The organism is Pseudomonas sp. G(2018) (assembly GCF_005502415.1).
In the GTDB taxonomy this organism is placed as follows: domain Bacteria; phylum Pseudomonadota; class Gammaproteobacteria; order Pseudomonadales; family Pseudomonadaceae; genus Aquipseudomonas.
Genome location: NZ_SCOO01000003.1, coordinates 234004 through 253464, shown reverse-complemented (window position 1 = coordinate 253464; position 19461 = coordinate 234004). Strand labels below are relative to the sequence as shown.

Here is a 19461-nt window from a genome sequence, read left to right as displayed (position 1 = left end):
CGGGTTAGCCCGCTCCCACAGGGGTGTTCTGTGAACACAAATTTTGTGAACAGCAACGATCATTGTGGGAGCGGGCTTGCCCGCGAAGGGGCCGGATCGGACAGCATCAATGCCGGATCAGTTTGCTGCGCACTTCAGCCATGGCCTGTTGATCCAGCTCCAGCCAGAACTGCTGTTTACCGGCGATCTCGGCAGCAGCGGGTAACCCATCGCGATACACCAGCCGATTGCTCGCCAGCGCCGGCACTTTCGCACCGGGCAGCAAGGTCCCGGCAAGGTTCAGCGGGTCGACCCCGCACACCGCAACCAGGCTGCCGTCATGGGGTCGACGCCGCACTTCGCGCAGCAATGGAATCGCCTCGGGCAGCGCGAACTGTTCGCCTGCCAGACCACTGACAAAGCGTCCACCACGAATCTCGCCCCGTGCTTCCAGGCGATGGAAAGTGCGCAGCAGTTCGCGCCAGCTCGGCAGCCAGTCCGCCTCACGTTCCAGCAAGCGCCAGAACACCACGCCGTAGCGGCGCAGCAAGGTCATGGCGATGTGTTCCAGGGTGTCGGCGGGTATCGGCAACGGGCGTGGGTTATCCACAACCGGCGCTGGCGAGCCGCGTCGAAGCAAGGCCCAGCGTCCGGCATCATCCATGCCACCGATAAACGCTCCGCGCCCACGTCGGCCGCTGCGCGCCTGACGTTTGCTGGCGGGTGTGATCAATGCTCGAAGCCCGGCGAAACTGTCGGCATTCACCAGTCCGGCGCCGACCAGCTCTTGCAGGGCGATTTCCAGTTCGGTGCGCAATACATGCGCTTCATGCACCAGCTCATCGAAAAACAGCGCGCCGTGCTGGCGCAGTGAGTCATAAACCTTTTGGGTTTTGGGCGACAGTTCGCTAATCGGCGTCTGCTCGGCCAAGTCGCTCCAGAGCCCGACCCGATTGCGCGGCAGCAACACAATCGGCGTGCTGCGCAGGGCCGTGCCGGCGCCTTTGTTGCGGGCGGTGAGGCGGGTCCAGACCAGCTTGCCGCTGCGGCACAACTCATCCAGCCAGGTGGGCGCGTAATCCTTGAGGCGCGCCGGCAGGATCTCGCTGTCCCAGGCCGATGCCGCAGCGGGGTAACCCTCGAACTGAGCGATGATCGCCGGCAACATCGCGCTGCCCCGGCCTTGGGTGGTGCTGGACAGATGCTGCCAGTCGAACAGAAAACGCATGAAATCCTGCAACGCCACGGGTTCGATTTCCCGCCGCAGGCGCTTGACCGTATAACGGTGAATCCGCGCCAGCAGATGTCGCTCGCACCATTCTTCTTCGGTGTGGCCCGGGGTGAAGCGACCGCGCAGCACGTAGCCTTCGCGCTCCAGTTGCGCCAATGCCTGGATGACCTGTGTAGACGGCAATCCCAGCGGTTCGGCAATCGTCTTCAGCGGCAGAGGCCCAAACGCGCTGAGCCGGGCACGAACCACCTCAACCACGGCGTCGTCCGCTTTCCAGGGTTCATCGAATCCCGGCAAAGCCTCCAGCGCCGGGCTCAAATCACCTTGTGGATAAATCGCCTGCAAGCAGCTCAGCCGTTCCCGGGCCAGCCATAGCGAGTGATTGATACGGCAGGCGCGGCCACTGTCGGTCAGGGCATTCAACCAATCGAGCCAGTTCAAGTTGGCTTGCGCCTCGGCCTCCGTGATGCACGCCAGGCTCATCAAGGCCTCATGCATTTCATCGACCCCGTTGGGCGCCGGCCAGGCTTCTTGCGCCACGGCGACGATGGCATCAAAGTCCAGTGCGCCGAGGTCATCGGTGGATTGCGGATCGCTCCAGCGGCGATTGAGTACGGCCTGGGTTCGACGCTCTTCCAGGGGGGCATCATCGAGAAAGGTGTAGGGCCTGGCGCTGAGAATTTCCGCGGCCAGGGGCGAAGGCGCGGGCAAGTCGCGGCTGATCAGGCGGATTTCGCCGCGTTCCATGCGCCGTAACAACGCCAGCCAGCCTTCGCTGTCCATGGCCTCATGCAGGCAATCGTCGAGGGTTTGCTCCACCAGCGGATGGTCGGGAATGTCCCGTTCACCGACAAGGTTTTCCACACAGGCGATCTGGTCAGGAAACACACTGGCGATCAGGTCTTCGCTTTTCATCCGCTGGATCTGCGGCGGGACCTTGCGCCCTGCGCTGTAGCGCGGCAACGCCAGGGCCACTGCGGCATTCCAGCGCCAGCGCACACCGAACAACGGCGCATCGAGCACGGCCTGGATCAGCGTGTGTTCGGCAGTGTTGCTGTGCAGGTAACGCCAGACGTCGTCCAGTTCAAAACTGTGGCTGGTGGACAATGACAGCACGATGGCGTCTTCACTGGCGGCAGCCTGCAATTCGAAGTTGAAGGTGCGGCAAAAACGCTTGCGCAGGGCCAGGCCCCAGGCGCGGTTGATGCGGCTGCCGAACGGCGTATGAATGATCAGTTGGGTGCCGCCGGACTCGTCGAAAAATCGCTCCATCAGCAGCGTGTCCCGGGACGGCAGGGCGCCGAGGGTCTGGCGGGCACGGGCAAGGTACTCGACCAGTTGCTCGGCACTGGCGAGATTGAGGCCAACGGTCTCGGTCAGCCAGTCGAGGGCCGGTTGCAGGTTGCCCGGTGTGGCAGCCAGCAGCTCATCGAGCTGTGCTTGCAGGCGTGCGACGGCAAATGACAGCTCCGCACTGCGTCCCGGCGCTTCGCCGAGCCAGAACGGAATCGTCGGCGGCTGGCCCTGGGCATCTTCGACCCGGACCTTGCCGGTTTCGACCCGCAGGATCCGGTACGAGGTATTGCCCAGCTGGAACACGTCGCCGGCGATGCTTTCCACGGCAAAGTCTTCGTTGACGCTGCCGATGTTCAGCCCCTGGGGTTCCAGCAATACGCTGTAGTCGGCGTTGTCGGGAATGGTCCCGCCGCTGGTCACGGCCGTCAGTTTGGCGCCGCGGCGCCCGCGCAGGGTGCGGCTCACGGCATCGCGGTGCAGGTAGGCACTGCGGATGCCCTGACGCCCGTTGTAGCCCTCGGCGAGCATGTGCAGCAGCGCTTGATAGTGTTTTTCGTCGAACGCGGCGTAGGGCCAGGCCTGGCGGAACATTGCCAGCAAAGCGTCTTCTGGCCATTCCTGGCAGCTGACCTCGGCAATGATCTGCTGCGCCAGTACGTCCAGCGGCGCCAGGGGGATCTGCAAGGTGTCCAGTTCGCCGCGGCGTACACAATCGAGCAGGGCGGCGCATTCGATCAGGTCGTCACGGGTGGTGGCGAACAAGCGGCCCTTGGGTGTGCCACCGACCTGGTGTCCGGAGCGGCCGACCCGTTGCAGGAATCCGGCGATCGAGCGTGGCGAAGCAATCTGGCACACCAGGTCGACGTCGCCGATATCGATGCCCAATTCCAGCGAGGCCGTGGCGATCAGCACTTGCAACTCGCCGCGTTTGAGTCGCTGCTCCGCGTCCAGGCGAAACTCCTTGGCCAGGCTGCCATGGTGGGCGGCCACGGCGTCCTTGCCCAGGCGTTCGCTCAGGTGCCGGCTAAGGCGTTCGGCCAGCCGCCGGGTGTTGACGAAAATCAGCGTGGTGCGGTGTTCGCGGGCGAGGGCGGCGAGGCGGTCGTAAACCAGTTCCCAGACATCATTGGCCATCACCGCCGACAACGGCACGGGCGGCACTTCGATGTCCAGGTCCCGTGGGCGGGCATGGCCGATGTCGATGATTTCGCAGCCCCGATCGCGGCCGACCAGAAAGCGCGAGACGGCTTCGATAGGTTTTTGCGTGGCCGACAGGCCGATGCGCACCAGCGGTTCGGCGCAGAGCGCCTGCAAACGCTCCAGGCTCAGGGCCAAGTGGCTGCCGCGTTTGCTGGCGGCGATGGCGTGGATTTCGTCGACGATCACCGTACGCGTGGTGCCGAGCATTTTTCGGCCCGAGTCGGAACCGAGCAGCACGTAGAGCGACTCCGGGGTGGTGACCAGAATATGCGGTGCGCTCTTGCGCATCGCCGAGCGGTCTTTTTGCGGGGTGTCGCCGGTGCGCACGGCGGTGGTGATCTGCAATTGGGGCAGGCCCATCACACGCAGTTGTTCGGTGATGCCGGCCAGTGGCGTTTGCAGGTTGATGCGGATGTCGTTGGACAGCGCCTTGAGCGGCGACACGTAGACCACCAGGGTTTCGTCAGGCAGGCCGCTGTCGGTGTCCAGCCCACGGTGGACAAGATCGTCGATGACCGCGAGGAACGCGGTCAGGGTTTTGCCGGAGCCGGTGGGCGCGGCGACCAGAGTCGAGCGGCGCTGACGGATCAGCGGCCACGCCCTGGCCTGGGCGGCGGTCACCGTCGCGAAGGTGTTGCTGAACCAGGCGCTGACGGCGGGGTGGAAGCCGTCCAGGGCACTGTCTGCGGGGATGGGCAGGTTCATGGTCTGATTTATGCGGGTGAGACGGGGAAGATGCAAGTACCGCTCAAGATCTTCCTTGATCTTCAGGACCCCATCGCGGGCAAGCCCGCGATGGGGCCTGTAGCAGCACTACAAACCCCGGACATCTACACTTTACGGATGACGGTTGCGCACTAAACCCGCAAAATGCAACGATTCCGGCAACTATCGACGGCATCGCCCGCGAGTGCTGTCGATAAAACCATTGTTTCAATCAGACTGGGCCTGCTGACTCTATGCGAATGCGCCTTATGTTACTGGGCGGCGGAAATGCCCTTGGGCAGGCGCTGATTCGCCTCGGTGCGGAGGAAGACATCGGTTTCCTCGCCCCCCGCCCACCACAAGATGGCTGGGACGCCGCGAGCCTGACGCAATTGCTCGACGACACCCGTCCGGACGCGTTGATCAACCTCGCCTACTACTTCGACTGGTTCCAGGCGGAGACGGTCAGCGAGCAGCGTCTGGCCGGGCAGGAGCGGGCGGTCGAGCGCCTGGCCGAACTGTGCCAGCATCACAACATCGTTCTCTTGCAGCCTTCGAGCTATCGCGTGTTCGATGGCTCGCGCGCCACCGCCTACAGCGAAAAAGACGAACCGGTGCCGCTGGGCCTGCGTGGTCAGGCCTTGTGGCGGATCGAACAGAGCGTGCGCGCCACTTGCCCGCAACACGTACTGTTGCGCTTCGGCTGGCTGCTCGATGATAGCCCCGAAGGCACCCTCGGGCGGTTCCTTGACCGGGCCGAACACCCGGAAGAGCTGCTGATGGCCGATGATCGCCGAGGCAATCCAACGCCGGTGGATGACGCCGCCCGTGTGATCATTTCAGTCCTCAAGCAACTCGACTGCGCGGCGCCGCTATGGGGCACCTACCACTACGCCGGACACGAAGCGACCACGCCGCTGGCGCTGGGACAAGCTATCCTCAGCGAAGCACGCGCCTTGCATCCGCTGGCCATCGAAGCACCGACCGCCCAGGCCCACGCCGCGCGGCCGGACGCTGCCGAAGAACCGCAACACGCGGTGCTGGCCTGCAAGAAAATTCTGCACACGTTCGGGATCAAGCCACGCGCCTGGCGCGCCGCTCTCCCGGGCCTACTGGACAGGTTCTATCGCCATGGCTGACACTCCCGTTCTGATCACCGGCGGTGCGGGTTTCATCGGTTCGCACCTGACCGACGCCTTGCTCGCCAAGGGGTATTCGGTGCGGATTCTCGACGACCTGTCCACCGGCAAGCGCAGCAACCTGCCGCTGGACAATCCCAAGGTCGAGCTGATCGTGGGCGACGTCGCCGATGCCGCGCTGGTGGCACGGGCGATGGCCGGTTGCAGCGCTGTCGCGCATCTGGCGGCAGTGGCCTCGGTACAGGCCTCGGTGGACGATCCGGTAAAGACTCACCAGAGTAATTTCATCGGCTCGCTGAATGTCTGCGAAGCCATGCGCCAGTCCGGCGTCAAGCGTGTACTGTTTGCTTCCAGCGCAGCGGTATATGGCAACAATGGCGAAGGCGAGTCTATCGATGAAGACACGCCCAAGGCGCCGCTGACGCCGTACGCGTCGGACAAGCTGGCGAGCGAGCATTACTTCGATTTCTACCGGCGCGAGCATGCCCTGGAACCGGTGATCTTTCGCTTTTTCAACATCTTCGGTCCGCGCCAGGATCCATCCTCGCCGTACTCGGGGGTGATCAGCATTTTCAGCGAGCGCTCGCAGAAAGGCCTGCCGATCACCGTGTTTGGTGACGGTGAGCAGACGCGGGATTTCGTGTATGTCGAGGACCTGGTCGATCTGCTGGTGCAAGCCATCGAAAAACCGCAGGTGGAAGTCGGTGCGGTCAACGTCGGCTGGAACCAGGCAACCACCCTCAAGCAACTGCTCGAAGCACTGAAGGCGGTGGTCGGTGATTTACCACCAGTGAACTATGGCCCGGCGCGTTCCGGCGATATTCGCCATTCACGGGCCGATAACCGGCGTTTGCTCGAACGTTTTGCCCGCCCGCAGCAGACCGCGATGAGCGTCGGACTGGCTCGGTTGCTGGGGCGCTGAGCTGTTCAAACCCACAAAAAAGGCGCCCTTGAGAGGCGCCTTTTTTGTGGCCGGAGATTGCTTCTGGGGCAATGTGTTTCCCCTGGCCAGGTTCACCACCACGTGAACATTCTTTAGAACTTGTAGCCCAGGCCCACCATGTAGACGAACGGATCCGCATCCACGTTCACCCGTGCCCGGGTGCCCGGTGCGACGGCGTTGTTTTCCACGGTCGCGCGGGTGTCGATGTCGATGTAGCGCAGCTGGGCGTTGAGCAGGATGTTGTCGGTCAGCATGTAGTCGGCACCGACCTGCCAGGCCACGCCCCAGGAGTTTTCGGTGTTGAAGTTGCTGAAACCATTGGCGCGGGCTTCGCTGCTCAGGTGTTCGTCGTACATCCAGGTGTAGTTGACGCCAGCACCGACATAGGGCTGGAACGCGGACTTGGAGTCGAGCGGGTAATACACCAGGCTCAGGGTCGGCGGCAGTTGATTGAAACTGCCGAGCTTGCCGTTGGCTGCGCTCAGGGCGGTGCCCTTGAGTTTTACGTCATGCTCGAACGGCGTGGCCGCCAGCAATTCGATGCCCAGGTGATCGGTGATCATGTAGGCGAAGTTCAGGCCCAGTTGCGTGTCGCTGCTCAGCGTCGCCTTGCCGCCCAGATCGGCGCCGCTCAATGGGCCCTGATCGACCTTGACGGTGGAACTGTCGGTATTCGGGTCGACGGTGATCGCGCCGGCACGCAAGAGGATGTCGCCTTTTTCGTGGGCGTGGGCGAGCGGGGCTGCGAGCGCAAGGGCAAACAGCGTGGCGCCGAGCAGGGACTTGTTCATGGGGGCTCCAAAGGACGTTAAAAATCTTTGATGTCCAATGGTAAGGCGCCTAACGATTTGGTCTTTTGACTCAGCTCAAAGGAAACGGTGATGGGGTTGGTTTTTGCGGAGGCTTCGATGGCCTCTTCGCGAGCAGGCTCGCGAAGACTATTTTTCAGGCGACGGTTAATTGCCGGGATTCACTCCGGCAATTCATACAGATAAATCTTGTCTGCCTCCATCTGATACCCGGCATCCGCCAACTCGCTGGAGGACGGTTTGACCTGCATCGCGCCTTCGATCCAGTACGGCTGGTACAACTCGTCGAGCTTCACGCCCACCTCGCTTTTGACGTGCACGATCTGGTTCGACGGCGGTGGCGGTACGTGGATGCAGGCGCCGAAGTACGGCACCAGCAGAAAGTCCGTGGTGCGACCTTCCTCACTCACTTCCAGCGGCACGATGTACCCCGGCAAACGAATGTTCTGGCCATCGAGGGCTTTGACCACCGGTGCGTTGGGCATGTCCTGTTTGGCCGCTGGCGCGGATTCGGTGGACAGCGTATCGCTCATCTTCGACAGGTCGTGCAGCGGCGTCATGTTCGGCACTTCCGGCGGGGCGTCCGGCGGGATCATTTCCGACCAGGTGAGCTCTTTCGGCTCGGCCGCCCACAGCGGCAGGGCGACCAGCATCAACAGCGCAAAAACAGCGCGGGGCATTTTCAAGGTCCTCATAAGCGGATCGACAGGCCATCGGCCAAGGATTGGCGATAAGCGCGCCAGGCCGGCACGCTGCCCATCAGCAGCGCGGCGATCAGGATGCCAGCAAGCAGTGTCCATTCATATTCGCTGGGCCACGCCAGCGGCAGAAACAGGCCGTAATTGGCTTGCACGTAACCTTGGGCGGCGGCGATGCCCACATACAGCAGCGCCACGCCGGCGATCACGCCTGCCAGCGCCAGGGCAAACGCTTCCAGCACCAGCAACGTCGCGACGTGCCACGGGCGCGCGCCCACCGAACGCAGAATCGCCATCTCGCGGCGGCGTTCGTTGAGGCTGGTGAGAATCGCCGTGAGCATGCCGATCAGCCCGGTCAGCACCACAAACAGCGAGACCACGAACAGGGCTTTTTCCGCCGTACTCATCAGGCTCCACAACTCTTGCAGCGCAACGCCGGGGAGGATCGCCAGCATCGGTTCGCCACGGAATTCGTTGATTTCGCGCTGCAAGGCGAAGGTCGAAATCTTACTGTTCAGGCCCAGCATGAAGGCGGTGATCGCCTGTGGCGTCAGGTCCATGTTACGCGCCTGATCGGCACTGATTCGCCCCTCGCCCCGGGCCGGCACGCCGTTGTGCCAGTCGATGTGAATCGCTTCCATGCCGCCGAGGCTGATGTGCAGCGTGCGGTCCACCGGTGTGCCGGTGCGTTTGAGAATGCCGACCACGGTGAACGGCTTGTCGTCATGTTTGACCAGGCTGATCGCCGCCACGCCGTGGGCCAGTACCAGTTTGTCGCCGAGCTTGTAGTGCAGCGCCTCCGCCACTTCGGCACCGAGTACCACTTCGAACGGATCCGTGGCGAAGGCGCGGCCATCGGCCAGTTCCAGGTGTTGCTGACGGCCGTACTGATAATGCTCGAAGTAGGCCTCGGTAGTGCCCATCACCCGATAACCGCGATGGGAATCGCCAAGGGACATCGGGATCGCCCATTTCACTTTCGGGTTGTTGGCGAAGTGTTCGAAGCTGTCCCAACGGATGTTGTTGGTGGCGTTGCCGATGCGGAATACCGAGTACAACAACAGGTTCACCGAGCCTGAGCGCGCGCCGACAATCAAATCGGTGCCGCTGATGGTGCTGGCGAAACTGGCCTTGGCCTCGGTGCGCACCCGCTCCACGGCCAGCAGCAGGCACACCGACAGGGCGATGGCGAACGCGGTGAGGATCGCAGTGAAGCGGCGGTTAGCCAGGCTGGCCATGGCTAGACGAAACAAATACATCTCAGACCTCGAAAGACGTGGCGGCGCGATTGAGTTCGGCCAGCGACAGGTGGCGATCGAACAGCGGCGCGAGGCTCTGGTCATGACTGACAAACAACAGGCTCGACCCGGCTTCGCGGCATTCAGCGAACAGCAGGCGAATGAAGTGCTCGCGGGCGTCGTAGTCCAGGGCGGAAGTCGGTTCGTCGGCGATCACCAGTTCCGGTTGGCCGATCAAGGCGCGCGCGGCGGCGACCCGTTGTTGTTGGCCGATGGACAGCGAGTCGGCGCGGCGTCCGAGGATGTGTTCATCCTTCAGGCCCAAGTGGGCGAGCAAGGTCGCTGCCGCGTTATCGACACTCCCATGGCGCTGTTTCGCGCGTTCGGCGCGCAGCTTCGAGAAATGACAGGGCAGTTCGACGTTCTCGCGCACCGACAGGAATGGCAGCAGGTTGAACTGCTGGAAAATGTAGCCGGTGTGATCGACACGGAAATGGTCGCGGGCACCGGCCGACAGTTCGGTCAGCTCCTGGCCGAGCAGGCGGATGCTGCCGCGATCAGGCTTCTGCACGCCACCGAGCAGGCCGAGCAGGGTGGTCTTGCCGCTGCCGCTGGGGCCCTTGAGAAACAGGGTTTCCCCAGGCTCCAGGCGAAACGCCGGGATATCCAGCAGCGGCGGGTGTCCGGGCCAGCTGAAGCCCAGGTCGGACAGTTCGATGAGTGCTTGGGTCATGTGCAACCGGTCAGGTAATGGGTGAACCCCTTGTAGGAGCGAGCTTGCTCGCGAAAAACGCACAGACGCCGCGTTCATTCAGGATGACCGTGTTTTCGTTCACGACCATCGCGAGCAAGCTCGCTCCTACAGGGGATCTAACGTGAATCAGAATTTGAGGGCGGCAGTCTTGGCCGTCACTTCTACCCCTTGCTGCCCGCCCGGGCCGATCAGTTGTACCTGAATTTTCTGGGTGGCCGGGAATGTGTTGAAAATATTCGCCAGGTCCAGGGTCTTCAGCACGCCGGGCGTGGCGCAGGTGAATTGGTAGTGGGCGTGGATTTCGCTGTGGTCGTGGTGATGTTCGTCCTTGGCGTCTTCGTCGTGATCGTCATCGGCATCCGGTTTATCACCGAACAGCGGGCTCTCCAGTTCCTGACTGGCCACCACGCAACCGGCGGCTTTCGCCAGGTTGAACAGCGGCAAAGGCTTCTCGAGTTGAGCGCGGGTGGCGGCGACCTTGGCTTTGTCAGCATCGGTAGCGGCGGCATGTTCGAAACCCACCAGGTTCATCGCCGGGCTTTGCAGTTCCAGTTCCAGGGTTTGGCCATCCAGCACCGCGTTCAAGCGACCGACGCCGTGTTCGTGGGCGCCGAGGCTGCCGTGTTCATGGTCGTGATCATGGTCATGTTCGTCAGCGGCCTGGGCAACAGCCAGTGGCAACAAGGCAAACGGCAAAGCGAGCAGCAGACGGCGCATGGACGGGGCTCCGATAAGTAAAATGAAAAATATGTTATGTAATCTTATAACGTAATTTCGCAGAGTTTGACTGCCTGCTTGGCGTTGCACAAGTCCCATGGGAGCATGCAAGTGAAGAAATGTGCAGGAGCGGACTTATGTTGCGAATTCGCGGAAGCATCGGCGACTGGCCGGTGGATCTGACGCTGGAGATGGATGACGCCGACTGGGCACGGCTCGGTGCGCAGTTGCAGGTGGAAAAAGCTTCGGTCAGTGCAGCGCCGGCCAAACCGTTGAATCAGGATGATGCGTTATGGCAGGTCGCCAGGGACCTGCTGCGAAAGGCGGGGCAGTTGAGCGGGCCGGATCTGTTGGAACAGTTGGAAGGGTTGACCGGCAGTGCTGCGTCGGGCAAGCGTCTGTTGGTGCGGTTGCGCCATAGCCCGGACGTGAAGGTGGAGAGCGGTGCCGATACACCGCTCTACCGGTGGATCGAGGCGACTTAATACAACGCAGCAAACAACTTGCGACGGTACGTGGTCACCAGCGGGTGATCGTTGCCCAGCAGTTCGAACACCTGCAGCAAGGTCTTGTGCGGCAAACCTTCGCTGTAGCTGCGGTTGCGGATGAACAGCTTGAGCAAGCCATCCAGCGCCGCGTCGTACTGCTGGCGGGCCAGTTGCTGAATTGCAAGCTGATAGACCGCTTCATCGTCCTGCGGGTTTTTCGCCAGCCTGGCTTTCAGGTCGGCGGCATCCGGCAAGTCCTTGGCCTGGCCGAGGAACTTGATCTGCGCCTTGGCGCCGGCCAGGGCAGCCTTGTGTTCATCGCTCTTGACTGCGTCGAGTACGGCTTGCGCTTCACCCAGCTCACCGCGCTCGGTGAGGCAGCGGGCATAGAGGATCAGTGCCTTGGCATTGGTGTTGTCTTCGCCCAACAGCACCTTGAGGATGGCTTCGGCGTCGGCAAAACGACTGTCGTCGAACAGCGCCTGGGCCTGTTCGAACGGATCGGCAGCGGCGGGTGGCGGCATCTTCACATGAGGTTCGAGCAGGGTACGAACAGCCGACTCCGGCTGTGCTCCGGCAAAACCATCGACGGGTTGGCCATCCTTGAACAGCACCACGGTCGGCAGGCTGCGGATACCGAAACGAGCGACGATGTCTTGCTCGATGTCGCAGTTGACCTTGGCCAGCAGCAATTCACCCTGATAGCTCTCGGCGATGGTCTCGAGCATCGGCATCAGCACTTTGCACGGCGCACACCATTCGGCCCAGAAATCCACCAGTACCGGTTTGTGGAAGGAGTTCTCGATCACCGACTGGTCGAAATCGGCGGTCGTGGCGTCGAAGATGTACGGCGTTTGCTGACTCATGGGGGATCTCTTGGAAGCGTGAATGGGGCAACTATACGGCCTGGCGGGGTGTGGCCGGAAGCAGGTTGGTCGTTGAGAGGTGCGTCGTCTGACAGGACGTCTTCGCGAGCAGGGACTTTGGGAACGCCACAGATCAACGGTGGGAGCGAGCCTGCTCGCGAAGCTTTTAACTAGCGCCGCGCGTGGTACAGGCTCACATGGCGAAACTCTTCGGGCTCACACAGATCCGGCAAGGTCATGGCCTCCAGCATTTCGATACGCCGATACAACGGATGCCGGAAATCCCGCACCCGCGAATCCGCCACCAACGCTTCGCGCCCGCGACTGAGAAATTCATCGAGCAGCGGCAGATTCGCCCGGTCGTACAACACATCCGCCACCAGGATCAGATCAAAGCGATCGGCCTCGGCGAAGAAGTCCGTCGAGTAGGTGAGCTTTACGTCATTGAGCTCGGCATTCTCCCGACAGGCCGCAATCGCCAGTGGATCAAGGTCGCAGGCCACCACTTCCAGCGCCCCGGCCTTCACCGCGGCAATTCCCGCCACGCCGGAGCCGGCACCAAAATCCAGCACCCGTTTTCCTTTGACCCATTCGGGGAATTGCGCGAGGTAGCGAGCCACGGCCAGACCGCTGGCCCAGCAGAAGCTCCAGTAGGGCGGCTCATGCAGAATGCGTCGGGTCTCTTCCGGACTGAAGGCGCGGTCCATGTTGTCGCCGTCGATCAGCCACAGCTTCAGTTCGGTTTCCGGCAAGTCACAGGCGACCAGGCGTGCATCGCCAAGCAGTTCACCCAATGCCCGTTGCAGGTCGAGCGGTGCATTCATGGCGCTTTGACGAATTGCAGTTGGCCCAGCACCTGGGTGGTGGGTTGCGTGATCCGTTGCGACGGCAGGTGCAGGATCAATTGCCCGGACTGACTGGCGCGGCCCCGCAGTTCAACCCGTGCACCGACCGGAAAGGCATCCGGGTTGAAGCGCAGGTGAAACGGCAGCACCTGGTTGGTGCCGATCAGGCTCGAACTGGCGAGCAATTGTTGGGGGCGGTCTTTTTCGTCGATAACCAGCAACGCCAGTTCGACTTCGGCGCCGGCTGGTACACCTTGCAAGGTGCCGCTCAATTCGCGCTGATACGCCGGCAGCGGGCCGAGCGGGACCGATTCCCTGGCTTTCTTCTGTGCCTGTTCCGGCGCGGGGCCCGGTGTCGGCGGCTGGGGCTTGGGCGCATCGCTGCTGCAGGCCACCAACAGGCTGAAAAGACTGAGTAAAACGAGCGGTCTCAGGGACATTTGTGGCTCCAGCAGGTGTAGTCCATATATAGCCAGTCTGTATACCGCAAACCCTATGGCTTGTCTTGCCACGGGGATGCGCTACCATGGCCCTCCCTTTTTTTGTTGCCTGCCACCATGCACTGTCCCTTCTGCGGTGCCAACGACACCAAGGTCATCGACTCGCGTCTGGTCGCCGAGGGCGAACAGGTGCGCCGCCGGCGTGAATGCCTGGCCTGCGGCGAACGGTTCACGACGTTCGAAACCGCTGAACTGGTGTTGCCGCGCCTGATCAAAACCGACGGCAGTCGCCAGCCGTTCGACGAAGAAAAACTCCGCGCCGGCATGCAGCGTGCGCTGGAGAAGCGCCCGGTGAGTGTCGAGCGCCTCGAATCGTCGCTGGTGCACATCAAACACAAACTGCGCGCCACCGGCGAGCGCGAGGTCAAATCCCTCGTGGTCGGTGAGCTGGTGATGGCCGAGCTGCAAAAACTCGACGAAGTCGCCTATATCCGCTTCGCTTCGGTGTATCGCCGTTTCCAGGACCTCAACGAGTTCCGCGAAGAGATCGATCGCCTGGCCCGTGAACCGGTGAAAGAATGACCACGTCCGCCGAACAGGCCATCCTCGACGCCCACTACATGGCCCGCGCGCTGGAACTGGCACGCAAAGGTCATTACACGACACACCCCAACCCGCGGGTCGGTTGCGTGGTCGTGCGCGACGGGCAAATCGTCGGCGAAGGCTGGCACGAGCGCGCCGGCGAACCCCACGCCGAAGTCCATGCGCTGCGCGCCGCCGGTGAACGGGCCCGGGGCGCTACGGCTTACGTGACCCTCGAGCCTTGCAGCCACCACGGTCGCACGCCGCCTTGCGCCGACGCCCTGGTGAATGCCGGGGTAGCACGGGTCGTGGCAGCGATGCAGGACCCGAACCCGGAAGTCGCCGGTCGTGGCCTGCAACGCCTGGAACAGGCCGGCATCGCCACTGAAAGCGGCGTGCTGGAAGGCGAGGCGCGCAAGCTCAATCCGGGTTTTCTCAAGCGCATGGAGCACGGCTTGCCGTTCGTACGGGTCAAGCTGGCCATGAGCCTGGACGGTCGCACGGCGATGGAAAGTGGCGAGAGCCAATGGATTACCGGCCCCGCGGCGCGTTCGGCGGTTCAGCGCTTGCGCGCCCAGGCCAGCGTGGTGCTGACCGGCGCCGATACGGTGCTGGCGGACAATGCCCGGTTGACGGTGCGCGCCGATGAGCTGGGGCTGGATGCCGAACAAACTGCACTGGCCATGAGCCGACCGCCGTTGCGGGTGCTGGTCGACGGTCGCTTGCGTGTGCCGCTGGATGCGCCGTTCTTCAAGGCCGGCCCGGCGTTGGTCGCCACCTGCGTGGCAGTGGAAGAGCAATACGCCAATGGCCCGGAATGCCTGATCGTGCCCGGCTACGACGGCCTGGTCGATCTGCGCCAGTTGCTGGTCGAGCTTGCCCAACGTGGCGTCAATGAGGTGTTGGTCGAGGCCGGTCCACGGCTGGCCGGTGCTTTCGCTCAACTCGGTTTGGTGGATGAGTTCCAGATTTTCATTGCCGGCAAGTTTTTGGGCTCTTCGGCACGGCCGCTGCTGGACTGGCCGCTCGCGCAAATGAAGGATGCACCCGAGCTCAAAATCACCGAAATTCGCGCGGTGGGCGATGACTGGCGAGTCACCGCCATTCCTTCGTCGGCGGCGAGCGTATAATTCCAGGCCAGCTACAGCGCTGGCTCTGTTCTCGAGGAGAACCCCATGTTCACCGGCATCATCGAATCCATCGGCAGTATTCGTGCATTGACCCCAAAAGGCGGAGATGTGCGGGTCCATGTAGAAACCGGCAAGCTCGACCTGAGCGACGTCAAACTGGGCGACAGCATCGCGGTCAACGGCGTGTGCCTGACGGCTGTTGAATTGCCGGGCAACGGCTTTGCGGCGGACGTCAGTCGCGAAACCCTCGACTGCACCGCCATGAACGACCTGAAAAGCGGCAGCCCGGTCAACCTGGAAAAAGCCCTGACCCCGACTACACGCCTGGGCGGGCATCTGGTCAGCGGCCACGTCGATGGCGTGGGTGAAGTGGTTGCCCGTACCGAAAACGCGCGCGCCGTGGAATTCCGTATCCGCGCGCCGAAAGAACTGGCCAAGTACATCGCCCATAAAGGTTCGATCACCGTCGACGGCACCAGCCTGACCGTGAACGCGGTTGATGGCGCCGAATTCCTGCTGACCATCATTCCGCACACCCTGAGCGAAACCATCATGGCGTCGTACCAGCCAGGTCGCCGGGTCAATCTGGAAGTCGACTTGCTGGCCCGCTACCTGGAGCGCCTGTTGCTGGGCGACAAGGCCGCAGAGCCAACTGCCGGCAGCACTATTACTGAAAGCTTTCTGGCCGCCAACGGCTATCTCAAATCCTGAAGCTCAAATTTCGAAAGAAGGGGGGTGCCTTGTGGCGCTCAATAGCATCGAAGAACTGGTTGAAGACATCCGCCAAGGCAAGATGGTCATCCTCATGGATGACGAAGACCGCGAGAACGAAGGCGACCTGATCATGGCCGCCGAGTGCTGCCAGGCCGAACACATCAATTTCATGGCCAAGCACGCCCGCGGCCTGATCTGCATGCCGATGAGCCGCGAACGCTGCGAACTGCTCAAGCTGCCGCTGATGGCGCCACGCAACGGTTCCGGCTTCGGCACCAAGTTCACCGTGTCCATCGAAGCGGCCACCGGTGTGACCACCGGCATTTCCGCCGCCGACCGTGCGCGCACCGTGCAAGCGGCCGCTGCCCGTGATGCCAAGGCTGAAGACATCGTCAGCCCGGGCCACATCTTCCCGCTGATGGCCCAGGCCGGCGGCACCCTGGCCCGTGCCGGCCACACCGAAGCGGCCTGCGACCTGGCGCGCATGGCCGGTTTCGAGCCGAGCGGCGTGATCTGCGAAGTGATGAACGACGACGGCACCATGTCCCGTCGCGCCGAACTGGAAGCTTTCGCCGCCGAACACAACATCAAGATCGGCACGATCGCCGACCTGATTCACTACCGGATGATCCACGAACGTACCGTTCAGCGGATTGCCGAGCAGCCGCTGGACAGCGAACTGGGCCAATTCAACCTGGTGACCTATCGTGATTCCGTGGAAGGCGACGTGCACATGGCCCTGACCTTGGGCAATGTCTGCGCCGAAGAACCGACCCTGGTGCGCGTGCACAACATGGACCCGTTGCGCGACCTGCTGATGGTCAAGCAGCCGGGCCGCTGGAGCCTGCGCGCCGCCATGGCCGCGGTGGCCGAGGCCGGCAGCGGTGTGGTGTTGTTGCTCGGTCACCCGCTCGATGGCGACGTGCTGCTGGCGCATATCCGCGAAACCGCCGATCACGCCGCCGTGAAAAAACCGACCACCTACAGCATTGTCGGTGCCGGTTCGCAGATCCTGCGTGACCTTGGCGTGCGCAAAATGCGCCTGATGTCGGCGCCGATGAAATTTAATGCGATATCCGGTTTCGATCTGGAAGTTGTAGAATACGTGCCCTCCGAATAATGACCGGTTGTTTGCGGCCCTGAATTCGCGGTTCAAATATCACTGAGGGGCGCGTAGAAGACGCGTCCCGGCTCTTTAAGAGATCTATCGAATGACCCTGAAGACCATCGAAGGTACCTTCATCGCCCCTAAAGGCCGCTACGCTCTGGTAGTGGGCCGTTTCAACAGCTTCGTCGTTGAAAGCCTGGTCAGCGGTGCAGTTGATGCCCTGGTTCGCCATGGCGTGAGCGAAAGCGACATCACCATCATCCGTGCGCCTGGCGCCTTCGAAATCCCGCTGGTTGCGCAGAAAGTCGCTCAGAAGGGCGAGTTCGCGGCAATCATCGCCCTGGGCGCGGTCATTCGTGGCGGTACTCCGCACTTCGAATACGTGGCGGGCGAATGCACCAAGGGCCTGGCCCAGGTGTCCATGGAGTTCGGCGTACCGGTCGCTTTCGGCGTCCTGACCGTCGATTCCATCGAGCAAGCCATCGAACGTTCCGGCACCAAGGCCGGTAACAAAGGTGCCGAAGCTGCCCTGTCCGCTCTGGAAATGGTCAGCCTGCTGGCGCAGTTGGAGGCCAAGTGATTAGCGACGAAAGCGATCGTTTCAACCCGCGCGATCCAAAGCCTGCGGATGCCGGCAAGCCATCGAAAAGCGCCAAGCGTCGCGAAGCCCGTCAGCTCGCGACTCAGGCACTGTACCAATGGCACATGGCCAAGCAGTCGCTGAACGAGATCGAAGCGCAGTTCCGGGTCGATAACGATTTCACCGATGTCGATGGTGCGTACTTCCGCGAAATCCTGCACGGGGTTCCGCAGTTCAAGACCGAGATCGACACCGCACTCAAGCCTTGCCTGGACTTGACCATCGAAGAGCTCGACCCGGTTGAACTGGCGGTTCTGCGCCTGTCCACCTGGGAACTGCTCAAGCGTGTCGACGTGCCTTACCGCGTTGTGATCAACGAAGGTATCGAACTGGCCAAGGTCTTCGGTTCCACCGATGGCCACAAGTTCGTCAACGGCGTACTCGACAAGCTGGCTCCGCGTCTGCGTGAAGCTGAAGTGAAGGCGTTCAAGCGCTGATCGGCGCTTGTAACGTCGGCACGAAGCCATGGGCGAGTTTGAGCTGATCCGCAATTTCTTCGCCGCCGCGCCTTGTGCGCAGGGCGGCGAAGGCGTTGCCCTCGGCATTGGCGATGACTGCGCCTTGCTGGCTGTTCCCCCCGGGGAGCAGTTGGCGATTTCCACCGACACCCTCGTGGCCGGTGTGCATTTCGCAGATCCCTGCGATCCGTTTCTGCTCGGTCAGCGCTCGCTGGCTGTTGCGGTCAGCGACCTGGCCGCCATGGGCGCCACCCCCGTTGCCTTTACCCTTGCCTTGACCTTGCCGGCGGTGACCACCGATTGGCTGCAAGCCTATGCCCGTGGTTTGAACCTCATGGCGCAAAGCTGCGGCGTGGCGCTGGTGGGCGGCGACACCACCCGTGGGCCGTTGAGCCTGACCATGACCGTGTTCGGTCGGGTGCCGGGCGGGTTGGCCTTGACCCGCAGTGGCGCGCAACCGGGCGACCTGCTGTGCGTGGGCGGCGAGTTGGGCAATGCCGCCGGGGCGTTGCCGCTGGTGCTGGGCCAGCGCAGTGCCGAGGCGGTCATTGCCGACCCGCTGCTGGCGCATTACTGGTCGCCGCAACCGCAGCTTGGATTGGGCATGGCGCTGCGTGGCAAGGCGACTTCAGCGCTGGATATCTCCGATGGCCTGCTCGCCGATTGCGGGCACATCGCCCTGGCGTCGAACGTCGCCCTGCAGGTCGAACGCGAGCGATTGCCGCTGTCGGCGGCGCTGGTCGCTTTCCTCGGCCAATCAGGCGCGGAACGTGCCGCCCTCAGTGGCGGTGACGATTACGTACTGGCCTTCACTCTACCGTCCGTCGAGTTGCCGGCCTTGCAGGCCGACGGCTGGCCGATTCATGTGATCGGGCGCGTGGTGAATGGTCAGGGCGTGATGCTGCTAGACGCAGATGGACAAGACATCACCCCGCAAACCCGGGGTTATCAACATTTTCGGGAGACACCGTGACAGATCATCCCAAACAGGTCCCGGCGGAATTCGTACCGCCATCAGTCTGGCGCAATCCCTGGCATTTCCTGGCGTTCGGCTTCGGCTCGGGCACCCTGCCAAAGGCACCGGGCACCTGGGGGTCGTTAGTTGCGCTACCCTTTATCCCGTTATGGCAAATGTTGCCCGATTGGGGCTACTGGCTGATGTTGGGCATCACCATGCTGTTCGGCTTCTGGCTGTGCGGCAAGGTCGCCGATGATTTGCGGGTGCACGACCACGAAGGCATCGTCTGGGACGAGATGGTCGGAATGTGGATCACCCTGTGGCTGGTGCCGGAAGGCTGGCAGTGGCTGCTGGCGGGTTTTCTGATGTTCCGCTTCTTCGATATCCTCAAGCCGTGGCCGATTCGCTGGATCGACCGGCATGTTCACGGCGGTGTCGGGATTATGCTCGATGATGTCCTGGCCGGGGTATTCGCATGGTTGGCGATGCAGGGGCTGGTATGGATTTTCGCCTGACCTGAGAG

20 protein-coding genes are annotated in these 19461 nt (G+C 62.5%); 11 read left to right on the top strand and 9 right to left on the bottom strand.

Features of this window, described 5'->3' with window-relative positions; genetic code table 11:
* Positions 1-106: 106 nt before the first annotated feature.
* Positions 107-4411 carry a DEAD/DEAH box helicase gene (locus tag FFS64_RS04715; RefSeq protein WP_137804430.1) on the bottom strand — a complete coding sequence of 1435 codons (4305 nt, stop codon included), beginning with the start codon at positions 4409-4411 and terminating at the stop codon, positions 107-109.
* Between the two features lie 254 nt (positions 4412-4665).
* Between FFS64_RS04715 and FFS64_RS04710 the strand changes: the two genes are divergently transcribed.
* Both FFS64_RS04710 and FFS64_RS04705 read left to right on the top strand, forming a co-directional pair.
* On the top strand, positions 4666-5550 hold the full coding sequence (locus tag FFS64_RS04710; RefSeq protein WP_095197187.1) for a sugar nucleotide-binding protein: 885 nt from the start codon (positions 4666-4668) through the stop codon (positions 5548-5550).
* Complete coding sequence (locus FFS64_RS04705; protein ID WP_137804429.1) at positions 5543-6472, top strand: NAD-dependent epimerase/dehydratase family protein; 930 nt, start codon at positions 5543-5545, stop codon at positions 6470-6472. Before FFS64_RS04710 ends, FFS64_RS04705 begins: the two co-directional genes overlap by 8 nt.
* Positions 6473-6585: 113 nt before the next feature.
* On the opposite strand, the gene FFS64_RS04700 is transcribed toward FFS64_RS04705, so the two are convergent.
* From FFS64_RS04700 to FFS64_RS04680, 5 genes are all read right to left on the bottom strand, one after another.
* Positions 6586-7284 carry an OmpW family protein gene (locus FFS64_RS04700; RefSeq protein WP_137804428.1) on the bottom strand — a complete coding sequence of 233 codons (699 nt, stop codon included), beginning with the start codon at positions 7282-7284 and terminating at the stop codon, positions 6586-6588.
* A gap of 179 nt (positions 7285-7463) precedes the next feature.
* A complete protein-coding gene (locus FFS64_RS04695; protein WP_137804427.1) occupies positions 7464-7982 on the bottom strand; it encodes a DUF3299 domain-containing protein in 519 nt (172 codons plus the stop codon).
* An 11-nt stretch (positions 7983-7993) separates the two neighbouring features.
* Positions 7994-9259 carry an ABC transporter permease gene (locus tag FFS64_RS04690; protein WP_137804426.1) on the bottom strand — a complete coding sequence of 422 codons (1266 nt, stop codon included), beginning with the start codon at positions 9257-9259 and terminating at the stop codon, positions 7994-7996.
* A 1-nt stretch (position 9260) separates the two neighbouring features.
* Positions 9261-9971, bottom strand: coding sequence for an ABC transporter ATP-binding protein (locus tag FFS64_RS04685; RefSeq protein ID WP_137804425.1), 711 nt, complete (start codon positions 9969-9971; stop codon positions 9261-9263).
* A 147-nt stretch (positions 9972-10118) separates the two neighbouring features.
* Positions 10119-10709 carry a DUF2796 domain-containing protein gene (locus FFS64_RS04680; RefSeq protein ID WP_137804424.1) on the bottom strand — a complete coding sequence of 197 codons (591 nt, stop codon included), beginning with the start codon at positions 10707-10709 and terminating at the stop codon, positions 10119-10121.
* A gap of 137 nt (positions 10710-10846) precedes the next feature.
* Here FFS64_RS04680 and FFS64_RS04675 point away from each other — a divergent pair, with 137 nt between their 5' ends.
* Entirely contained in the window at positions 10847-11194 is a 348-nt protein-coding gene (locus FFS64_RS04675) for a hypothetical protein (protein ID WP_137804423.1), read from the top strand.
* On the opposite strand, the gene trxA is transcribed toward FFS64_RS04675, so the two are convergent.
* From trxA to FFS64_RS04660, 3 genes are all read right to left on the bottom strand, one after another.
* Positions 11191-12063, bottom strand: coding sequence for a thioredoxin (gene trxA / locus FFS64_RS04670; protein WP_137804422.1), 873 nt, complete (start codon positions 12061-12063; stop codon positions 11191-11193). The two genes, FFS64_RS04675 and trxA, sit on opposite strands and share 4 nt — an antisense overlap.
* Before the next feature lie 170 nt (positions 12064-12233).
* Entirely contained in the window at positions 12234-12887 is a 654-nt protein-coding gene (locus FFS64_RS04665; protein WP_137804421.1) for a methyltransferase, read from the bottom strand.
* A complete protein-coding gene (locus tag FFS64_RS04660; protein ID WP_095197197.1) occupies positions 12884-13348 on the bottom strand; it encodes a YbaY family lipoprotein in 465 nt (154 codons plus the stop codon). The genes FFS64_RS04665 and FFS64_RS04660 overlap by 4 nt, the downstream gene beginning before the upstream one ends.
* 117 nt (positions 13349-13465) lie before the next feature.
* Between FFS64_RS04660 and nrdR the strand changes: the two genes are divergently transcribed.
* From nrdR to FFS64_RS04620, 8 genes are all read left to right on the top strand, one after another.
* On the top strand, positions 13466-13930 hold the full coding sequence (gene nrdR / locus FFS64_RS04655) for a transcriptional regulator NrdR (protein ID WP_003228656.1): 465 nt from the start codon (positions 13466-13468) through the stop codon (positions 13928-13930).
* Positions 13927-15060: a bifunctional diaminohydroxyphosphoribosylaminopyrimidine deaminase/5-amino-6-(5-phosphoribosylamino)uracil reductase RibD gene (ribD, locus tag FFS64_RS04650; protein WP_137804420.1), complete on the top strand. Its 1134-nt coding sequence runs from the start codon at positions 13927-13929 to the stop codon at positions 15058-15060. Before nrdR ends, ribD begins: the two co-directional genes overlap by 4 nt.
* Before the next feature lie 45 nt (positions 15061-15105).
* Positions 15106-15771, top strand: coding sequence for a riboflavin synthase (locus FFS64_RS04645; protein ID WP_008059524.1), 666 nt, complete (start codon positions 15106-15108; stop codon positions 15769-15771).
* A gap of 31 nt (positions 15772-15802) precedes the next feature.
* On the top strand, positions 15803-16894 hold the full coding sequence (gene ribBA / locus FFS64_RS04640) for a bifunctional 3,4-dihydroxy-2-butanone-4-phosphate synthase/GTP cyclohydrolase II (protein WP_137804419.1): 1092 nt from the start codon (positions 15803-15805) through the stop codon (positions 16892-16894).
* A 91-nt stretch (positions 16895-16985) separates the two neighbouring features.
* Positions 16986-17462, top strand: a complete 477-nt coding sequence (gene ribE / locus FFS64_RS04635) for a 6,7-dimethyl-8-ribityllumazine synthase (protein ID WP_003228649.1) — start codon at positions 16986-16988, stop codon at positions 17460-17462.
* Positions 17459-17959, top strand: coding sequence for a transcription antitermination factor NusB (gene nusB, locus FFS64_RS04630; RefSeq protein ID WP_095197200.1), 501 nt, complete (start codon positions 17459-17461; stop codon positions 17957-17959). The genes ribE and nusB overlap by 4 nt, the downstream gene beginning before the upstream one ends.
* A gap of 28 nt (positions 17960-17987) precedes the next feature.
* Entirely contained in the window at positions 17988-18953 is a 966-nt protein-coding gene (thiL, locus tag FFS64_RS04625) for a thiamine-phosphate kinase (protein ID WP_137804418.1), read from the top strand.
* On the top strand, positions 18950-19453 hold the full coding sequence (locus FFS64_RS04620; protein ID WP_137804417.1) for a phosphatidylglycerophosphatase A: 504 nt from the start codon (positions 18950-18952) through the stop codon (positions 19451-19453). The genes thiL and FFS64_RS04620 overlap by 4 nt, the downstream gene beginning before the upstream one ends.
* The last annotated feature ends 8 nt before the right edge of the window (positions 19454-19461 follow it).